Source organism: Actinoplanes sp. NPDC026623 (assembly GCF_040638275.1).
In the GTDB taxonomy this organism is placed as follows: domain Bacteria; phylum Actinomycetota; class Actinomycetes; order Mycobacteriales; family Micromonosporaceae; genus Actinoplanes.
In genome coordinates, this window is record NZ_JBEZXZ010000003.1 from 108,319 (window position 1) to 116,823 (window position 8,505).

6 protein-coding genes are annotated in these 8,505 nt (G+C 71.4%); 4 read left to right on the top strand and 2 right to left on the bottom strand.

Annotation, left to right across the window (positions count from 1 at the left end; genetic code table 11):
• Nucleotides 1–191 precede the first annotated feature (191 nt).
• Nucleotides 192–977: a dienelactone hydrolase family protein gene (locus AB0F10_RS01880; protein ID WP_360619906.1), complete on the top strand. Its 786-nt coding sequence runs from the start codon at nt 192–194 to the stop codon at nt 975–977.
• Here the strand turns inward: AB0F10_RS01880 and AB0F10_RS01885 are convergent.
• Nucleotides 947–1,312 carry a hypothetical protein gene (locus tag AB0F10_RS01885; protein WP_360619907.1) on the bottom strand — a complete coding sequence of 122 codons (366 nt, stop codon included), beginning with the start codon at nt 1,310–1,312 and terminating at the stop codon, nt 947–949. The genes AB0F10_RS01880 and AB0F10_RS01885 overlap by 31 nt on opposite strands.
• Nucleotides 1,313–1,343: 31 nt before the next feature.
• The gene (wecB, locus tag AB0F10_RS01890) at nt 1,344–2,531 is read right to left on the bottom strand and encodes a non-hydrolyzing UDP-N-acetylglucosamine 2-epimerase (RefSeq protein WP_360619909.1); all 1,188 of its coding nucleotides are present in this window, start codon (nt 2,529–2,531) and stop codon (nt 1,344–1,346) included.
• 434 nt (nt 2,532–2,965) lie between these two features.
• Here wecB and AB0F10_RS01895 point away from each other — a divergent pair, with 434 nt between their 5' ends.
• The 3 genes from AB0F10_RS01895 to AB0F10_RS01905 form a co-directional block, all read left to right on the top strand.
• Nucleotides 2,966–3,547, top strand: a complete 582-nt coding sequence (locus AB0F10_RS01895; RefSeq protein WP_360619911.1) for a hypothetical protein — start codon at nt 2,966–2,968, stop codon at nt 3,545–3,547.
• A gap of 20 nt (nt 3,548–3,567) precedes the next feature.
• Nucleotides 3,568–5,640 (top strand): flotillin family protein, encoded by a 2,073-nt coding sequence (locus AB0F10_RS01900; RefSeq protein WP_360619912.1) that lies wholly within the window; start codon nt 3,568–3,570, stop codon nt 5,638–5,640.
• On the top strand, nt 5,637–8,505 hold a 2,869-nt coding region (locus tag AB0F10_RS01905; RefSeq protein WP_360619914.1), incomplete at its 3' end, for a DNA repair ATPase. The genes AB0F10_RS01900 and AB0F10_RS01905, both read left to right, overlap by 4 nt.

Consider the following 8,505-nt stretch of genomic DNA (forward strand, 5'->3'; position numbering starts at 1 on the left):
AGGGGTGGTGCCGACGGAGTCGATCCTGACCCTGGGTGCATTAAAGAAAGAGGGGAAAGTCCTTAAGTTTCCCTGAAGCGCCGCTCCAAAGTGTCGCGGAGAGTGACGCGCGCGGGCGCCTTCCCGCCGTCCGCGCGAACGGGGAGATAGGTTCGTACCGGTCGTGAGGATCACTCAGCGGGAGGCAGCACATGCGCGGGACGATGGTGGACGTGCGGACCGAGGACGGGGTCGCCGACGCGTACCTCGTGCGGCCGGAGCGGACCGACCCCTTACCGGCTGTGTTGTTCTACATGGACGCCTACGGCCTGCGGCCGCGGCTCTACGAGATGGCCGACAGGATCGCCGACCGGGGCTACACCGTGCTGGCGCCCAACCTGTTCTACCGCGGCGGCCGCGCGCCCCACGTCGACCTCGGCGGCCTCGCGGACCCCGAGCAGCGAGGCCGGATCTTCGCCGCGCTCATGCCGCTGATCCGGGCGCTGGACACCGCCGCGATCACCCGCGACACCGGTGCCTACCTGGACTTCCTGGCCGCACAGGACGGCGTCGCGGCCGGACCGGTCGCGGTCGTCGGATACTGCATGGGCGCCACCAACGCGCTCAGGGCGATCGAGGCTCACCCGGAGCGGATCGTCGCGCTCGCCAGCTTCCACGGCGGGCGGCTGGCCACCGAGGAGCCGGACAGCCCGCACCTGGGGGTCGGCCGGATCACGGGCGAGGTCTACTTCGCGCACGCCGACCAGGACCCCTCGATGCCGCGGGAGCAGATCGACCGGCTCGAGGCGGCCCTCGACGCCGCGGACGTGCGCTTCCGCTCCGAGGTCTACGCCGGTGCCGAGCACGGTTTCACCATGTCCGACACCGCCGCCTACTCGGCCGAGGCGGAGGCGCGGCACTGGGAGAAGCTCTTCGAACTGCTCGACAACACGCTGCCCACGCCGAGTCAGTCGGAGTCCAGCAGCCCCGGGAAGTAGCGGCGCAGCGCCACCGCGTCGTACACCTGCCGGATCTCGCTGACCGCGTCGTCGGCGACCGTGAGGAACTCGGCCATGCGCACCGTCCCGAAGGGCGCGGCGCAGTCGTAGACGAGGCAGGCGCGGTCGCCGGCGCAGGTGGTGGAGACGACGGTGACGGAATCGGCGAACGCGGCGATCCGGTGCAGCGTCCGCACCAGCTCCTCGTCGTCGACCGGAGGCTCCAGGTTCCACCCGATCTCCGCGTCCGGTGCGATCAGCCGGCGGGCGGCGTCCCGGTCACGGTTGATCCAGGACCGGGCGTAGAACGCGACCAGTTCCGCCGTACCCGGCATCGACAGGCTCCTTGAGATCCGTAGGTGCGGTTCAGAACGACGCGCCGTACGCGCCGGCGTACGACCCGAGGGCGGGCATCGGGTCGGGGTGGTCGGCGAGGCCGAGCAGGGCCGCGGTGGCCTGCGCGACGCGCCGGGCCGCGAGGCCGTCGCCGTACGGGTTTCCGCCCGCGGTCATCGCGTCACGGCGGACCCGGCTGTCGAGCAGCGCGGCCGCCTCCTCGACGATCGTGGCGTCGTCGGATCCGACGAGCCGGGCGCCGCCGGCCGCCGAGCCGGCGGGATCGGCGTCCTCGAGCAGCACCAGCGCGGGCACGCCGAACGATCGCGCCTCCTGCTGGAGGTCGGCGGTGTCGGTGAGCACGAGATAGGCCTCGGAGAGCAGCCGGGTCAGGTCCTGGTGCGGCAGCGAACCGGTGATCATGACCCGGTCGACGTCGCCGATCCCGGCGTGCGCCTGAGCGCGGACCGCCGGGTTCGGGTCGGTCGCGATGATCACGTCGAGGTCGGCGTACCGCTCGACGAGCCGGCGCACCGCGGCCAGGACGCGGTCCAGCGCGGCGCCCCACGACTCGCGGCGGCGCACGGCCACGACGAGCAGCCGGCGGTCCGCCGCGGCCGCCCGGACGGCGGCGACCTCGAGGTTGACGAACGGCAGCCGGCGCCCGGCGACCGTGTGTGCCGCGTCCACGACGGTGTTGCCGGTGATCAGCACGTCCCCGGTGGCGACGTCCTCGTCGAGCAGGTTCATCGCGGCGAGGGGGGTGGCGGTGAGATGCAGGGTCGCGACCTGCGCGATCAGCCGGCGGTCCGCCTCCTCGGGGAACGACGACCCGAGGTGATCGCCGCGCTGCCCGGCCTCGAGGTGCACGACGGGGATGCGCCGCCAGCACGCGGCGAGCGCGCCGGCCAGGCTGGTCGTGGTGTCGCCCTGCACGAGCGCGGCGGCGGGAGGCCGCTCGGTCCACAGCTCGTCCAGTCGCCGGATCATCTCGGTGCGCAGCTCGGAACGGCTGCCCGCGCCGCGTTCGACCCGGAGCGTGACGTCCGGGAAGAGCCCGAAGGCGGTGAGCGCCTGGCCGGCCATCGCCGGGTACCGGCCGCCGGCGACCAGCACCGGCGCGACCACGCCGGCCTCGCGCATCGCCGCCGCGACGGGGGCGAGCCGGACCGCCTGGGTGCGGGTGCCGCAGATCAGGTGGACTTCGGGCAGGGCCATCGGCAGGACATTAGTCGCTACCCAGCGTGATGCAAGGCCGGTCACTCCGGTGGCCTCACGAATTGGCCTTTCGGGCCATGACAGACATCTCAGGCGCCCCGGAATCGCCCTAAGGCGGCAAAAGGCCTGGTCACCCAGGGTTAGGACACCGGCCCCAGGCGGGGTCATCGGGCGCGGGGCGGCGAGGACTCGACGACGTTCGGTAGTTAAGGGTGAAGGCCGGAGTTTCGTGACAGTCGAGTCGGAGTTGTTTACCCATAGTGACATTCGGCGGCCCCCGAGTAGAGATCCGGCCGAAGGGGTGACGGATTGTCGTCTTAGCGGGGGCGGCGCGGATTGACATGTGCTGACATCATCGACATCACCGCAAGGAAACAGGTCGCCGCCTCGGCGACGGATTGCGGTTGCGCCGATACGGGGAACGGGGTGGACGAATGGGCGGGTTCTTCGATGCGGTGCTGAGCTTTCCCGTCATCGTCTTCACCCCGCTCCTGGTCGTCGTCATCGGCTATTGGATCGTGGTCATCGCCGGCGGCGCCGACCCGGAGGGAGACGGCGCGGACGGCGGTTTCCTCGGCTTCCTCGGACTCGGCGGGGTGCCGGCCTCGATCGTTCTCTCCCTCTTCATCGCGCTCGCCTGGTTCGTCACCCTGGCCGGCGGCGAGTTGCTCGCCGCGATACCGGCCGCGTTCGTCCTGGCCGGTGCGCTCGTCCTCGCCTGGGTGATCACCCGCCTGGCCGTGGCGCTGCTGCGGCGGTTCATGCCGGCCGGCACCGAGCCCTCCCGCGCCGACTTCGTCGGCCTCACCTGCGTCGTGCGCACCGGCCGGGTGACCGCGACGTTCGGCCAGGCCGAGGTGCACGCACCCGACGGGTCGTCCGCGATCGTCCAGGTGCGCCAAGCCGGCGACGACGAGCTGCGCGCGGGCACTGTCGCCCTGCTCTTCGACTTCGATTCCGACGGCGAATTCTTCTGGGTGGTCCCGGTCGACATCGCCACGAGCCCCGATCAGTAACGACAACAAAGGACTCATTAATGGACGTGATCTCCACCGGATTCGGTGTGCTCATTGCCGTCGTGCTGCTCGTCGTACTCGGCGCCCTGTTCTTCATCGGCCGCATGTTCCGCAAGGTGGAGCAGGGCAAGGCCCTGATCGTGTCGAAGGTGCGCCGGGTGGACGTCACCTTCACCGGCGCCGTCGTGCTGCCCGTGCTGCACAAGGCCGAGATCATGGACATCTCGGTGAAGACCATCGAGATCGCGCGGACCGGCCGCGAGGGCCTGATCTGCCGCGACAACATCCGGGCCGACATCCGGATCACGTTCTTCGTCCGGGTCAACAAGACCACCGAGGACGTCATCAAGGTCGCGCAGGCGATCGGCACCACCCGGGCCAGCAGCGAGCAGACGCTGCAGGAGCTGTTCAGCGCCAAGTTCTCCGAGGCGCTCAAGACGGTCGGCAAGCAGCTCGACTTCGTCGACCTCTACACCAAGCGCAACGAGTTCCGGGATCAGATCATCGAGGTGATCGGCACCGACCTCAACGGCTACAGCCTCGAGGACGCGGCCATCGACTTCCTCGAGCAGACGGCCATGATGTCGCTCGACCCGAAGAACATCCTGGACGCGCAGGGCATCCGCAAGATCACCGAGCTCACCGCGATCGAGGCGGTCCGCACCAACGACTACCGGCGCAACGAGGAGAAGGAGATCACCCGGCAGAACGTCGACGCCCGGGAGGCGATCCTCGAGCTGGAGCGCCGGCAGACCGACGCGGAGATCAAGCAGCGCCGGGAGATCGAGACCATCCGGGCCCGGGAGGAGGCGGAGATCGTCCTCGCCCAGGCCGAGGAGCGGCTCCGCGCCGAGGGCGCGAACCTGCGCACCGCCCAGCAGCTCGGCGTGCAGCAGGAGAACAAGAACCGCGAGATCGCGGTCGCCGAGAAGAACCGCGAGCGGGTCATCGCGATCGAGACCGAGCGCATCGAGAAGGACCGGATGCTCGAGGTCATCGGCCGCGAGCGGGAGACCGAGCTGTCGACGATCTCCAAGAACAAGGAGGTCGAGGCCGAGAAGCGGGCGATCGCCGAGGTGATCCGCGAGCGCATCGCGGTCGAGAAGACCGTCGCCGAGCAGGAGGAGAACATCAAGCGCCTCCGCGTCGTCGAGGAGGCCGAGCGCACCCGCCAGGCCATCATCATCGCGGCCGAGGCCGAGGCGCAGGAGCACCTGGTCAAGGACATCAAGGCGGCCGAGGCCGCGGAGACCGCGGCCAAGTTCAAGGCCCGCGAGCTGCTGCTGCTGGCGGAGACGCGCCAGCAGACCGCCGAGCTCGACGCCCGCGCCAAGATCCGGCTCGCCGAGGGTACGCAGGCCGAGGCGGCCGCCGCCGGCCTCGCCGACGTCCAGGTCCGCGAGCGCAACGTCGAGGTGCTGGAGAAGACCGGCCGCGCCGAGGCCGACGTGCTCGAGAAGACCGGCCGCGCCGAGGCCGCGGTCGAGCGGGAGAAGGCGCTGGTCGCCGCCGAGGCGATCCGCGAGCGGCTGAAGGGCGAGGCCGAGGGCCTCACCGACAAGGCCGCCGCGATGGCCGCGCTCGACGACGTCACCCGCGAGCACGAGGAGTACCGCATCCGGCTGGAGATGGAGAAGGAGATCCGGCTGGCCGGGATCAACGTGCACAAGGAGATCGCCGAGGCGCAGGCCAAGGTCGTCGCCGCCGGCCTGGAGAAGGCGAACATCGACATCGTCGGCGGGGACTCGGTCTTCTTCGACAAGCTGCTCGGCTCGATCACGATGGGCAAGAGCCTGGACGGCTTCGTCGAGCACTCGAACGTCGCGCAGGGCCTCGGCGCGCGCTACCTGAACGGCGAGGCGTCCATCGCCGACGACCTGGGCCGGCTGCTCGGCTCGGTGTCGACCGGCGACGTGGCGAACCTGACCCTGGCCGCCTTCCTCACCCAGCAGATCAAGGCCGGCGGCGCCGACTCGGGCAAGCTGCGTGAGCTGCTCGCGGCGGCCAAGAAGCTGGGCGTCGCGGACACCGAACTCTCGGCCCTGACGGGCGCGCCGGTCCAGGCCAACGGCACGGTGGTGGCCCAGCGGTGACGGCCGTCGTCGAGGCCGGCGCGCTGGACGCCGGCACCTATGAGGTGCTGCGCGGCCGGCTGGGCAACCAGGCCAAGGAGCTGGCCGAGCGCGCGGAGGAGCTGAACACCCGCCGGGTGCAGACCTTCGGCGGGCAGCAGATGCGGCTGCTCGGCGCCGAGCGGATCCGCACCGAGAACAACTGCGTGCCGCGCGACGTCGTGCAGGTCGGCGGCGCGATGCTGTTCGGCTACAACGTCTTCATCGGGCTGAAGACCGAGACGGCGATCTCGGACGTGTTCGCCGTGCACGGCTTCAGCCGCGACGGCGAGGCGTTCCGGTTCGAACCCGGCGCGGCGCTGCCCGGCCTGCTCGACGACCCGGTCTTCCAGCGCGACTTCGCGGAGCTGTACCGCTACTACCGCGAGACCCACCTGCTGCAGCTGCGGCGGTTGGAGGGCATGGTGCTGGCGGTCTTCCAGACCGGGGCCCGCGCCGACGACCTGAAGGTGCTGCGCTGGAAGGTCGACGCCTCCGGCGTGTCGTACGTGGACAACCGCGGCGAACGCGACCACGTGTTCCCGCCGTCGCACGACTTCGAGTGGAAGCTCACCACCCGGGAGCACCACGTGCTGGGCCGGCACCCGCACGTCACCGTCGAGGACGAGGTCTTCGTCGAGACGGTCGGCGGCAACCTCACCATCAAGGTGGAGAACAACACCGAGGACGGCGAGGGCGTCTACTCCGAGCCGGTGGACGAGCCGCTGCAGAGCCTCGCCGACGCGGAGATCGCGTACGCCCGGATCGGTCCGCTGATCCTGCTGCGGGTGCTGCCGTACAAGGAGACCCGGCACCGGTATCTGGTCTTCAATACCCGTACCCGGGACGTGCGGCGGCTCGACGGGATCGGGCAGGCCTGCCAGCGGCTGCCCGAGGACCAGGGCGTCATCTTCCCGGGCGGCTACTACCTGGCCACCGGGGTCGCCAAGACGTTCGACGCGGACGTGGCCGAGCTCGAGTTCGAGCGGGCCGTGCGGTCGGTCAACGGCGAGGACGTGCTCTACGTCTTCCACGCCCGGGCCGCCGGGCGGTACCTGCTGCTGCCGTACAACGTGATCCGCAAGGAGGTCGCCACGCCGATCGCGTGTCACGGGTACTCGCTGTTCGACGACGGCACGCTCATCGCGTTCCGGCACCTGACGGACGAGCCGTCGCGGGTGCACCCGATGCAGGTGTGGCAGACGCCGTACGTGTCGGACACCTACGCGGCGGCGCAGCCCGTCGGCAGCGGGCCGCTCGACCGGGTCGGCAACGCGGACCTGGTCCGGGGCATCGCCGACGCGCTGTCGGTGGCCCGGATGGTCGACGAGATGACCCCGTCCGCCGCGGTGTTCGAGGCGATCATCGCCGCCTGCACCCGGCTCTTCGACCACTACCACTGGCTCGGCGAGCGCGACCTCGGTGACCTGCGCACCCCGATCTCCGAGGTGCGGGCCACCGCGGAGCAGGTGCTTGACGAGTACGAGTCGGTGCAGGCGCTGACCGCGCAGGCCGCGGGCGCGGTCGACGAGGCCGGCACCGCGACGATGTCGCTGATCCGGCGCACCCGTGGCGAGGTGCCGACCACGACCGACGCGTGGATCCGGCAGCTCGCCTCGCTGCGGCAGGCGCAGGGCCGGATCGTGACGCTGCGCGAGCTGCGCTACGTCGACCTGACCCGGCTCGACGGCCTCGAGCAGGAGCTCAGTACCGAGGTCGACTCCACCGCCCGCCGGGCCGTCGAGTTCCTGCAGCGCGAGGACGCCTTCGCGAGCTACCAGCAGTCGGTCGAGCGGCTCGTCGCCGACGCGGCCGGGATCGCCACCGTGGCCGAGGCCGTGCCGGTCGCGGAGCGGCTCACCGAGCAGGCCGACGGGCTGCAGGTCGTCACCGACGTGGTCGGCGGGCTCGACATCGCCGACGCGACCGTGCGGGTCCGGATCCTCGAACGGATCGGCGAGGTGCTCGGCGGCGTCAACCGCGCCCGGGCCACCCTGGACGCGCGCCGCCGCGAGCTCGCCGCGGTCGAGGGCCGTGCCGCGTTCGCCGCGGAGTTCGCCCTGCTCAGCCAGTCGGTCACCGCGGGGCTCTCCGCCGCGGACACCCCGGAGCACAGCGACGAGCAGGTCGCCAAACTGATGCTGCAGGTCGAGGCGCTGGAGTCGCGGTTCGGCGACTTCGACGACTTCGTGGACCAGCTCAGCGCCAAGCGCTCGGAGGTCTACGAGGCGTTCGCGGCACGCCGGCAGGCGCTGCTCGACGACCGGGCCCGGCGCGCCGACCGGCTGGTCGACTCGGCGCAGCGCACGCTCGCGAGCGTCCAGCGCCGGGTCGCCGGGCTGGGCACCCTCGACGAGGTCAACACCTACTTCGCCACGGATCCGATGGTCGGCAAGCTGCGCGCGGTCGCGGGCGAGCTGCGTACCCTCGGGGACACCGTCCGGGCCGAGGAGCTGGACGGGCGGGTCAAGGCCGCGCGGCAGGAGGCCGGCCGGTCCCTGCGCGACCGGCTCGACCTGTACGGCGCGGGCGGCGACACCATCCGCCTGGGCCGGCACACGTTCGCGGTCAACACCCAGGCCATCGACCTGACGCTGGTGCCGCACGGGCCCGACCTGGCGTTCGCCGTCACCGGCACCGACTACCGGGCCCCGGTCCGGGACGCGTCCTTCGCGGCGACCCGGCGGTTCTGGAACCAGACCGTCGTCTCCGAGACCCCGGCGGTCTATCGCGGCGAGCACCTGGCCGCGGCGCTGCTCGCCGACGACCCCGCCGGCGTGGGGGGGGGGGCCGGCGGGGTTGGGGACACCCCCGGCGCCCCCCCGGGGCCGACCCCGGGCGCGGGCC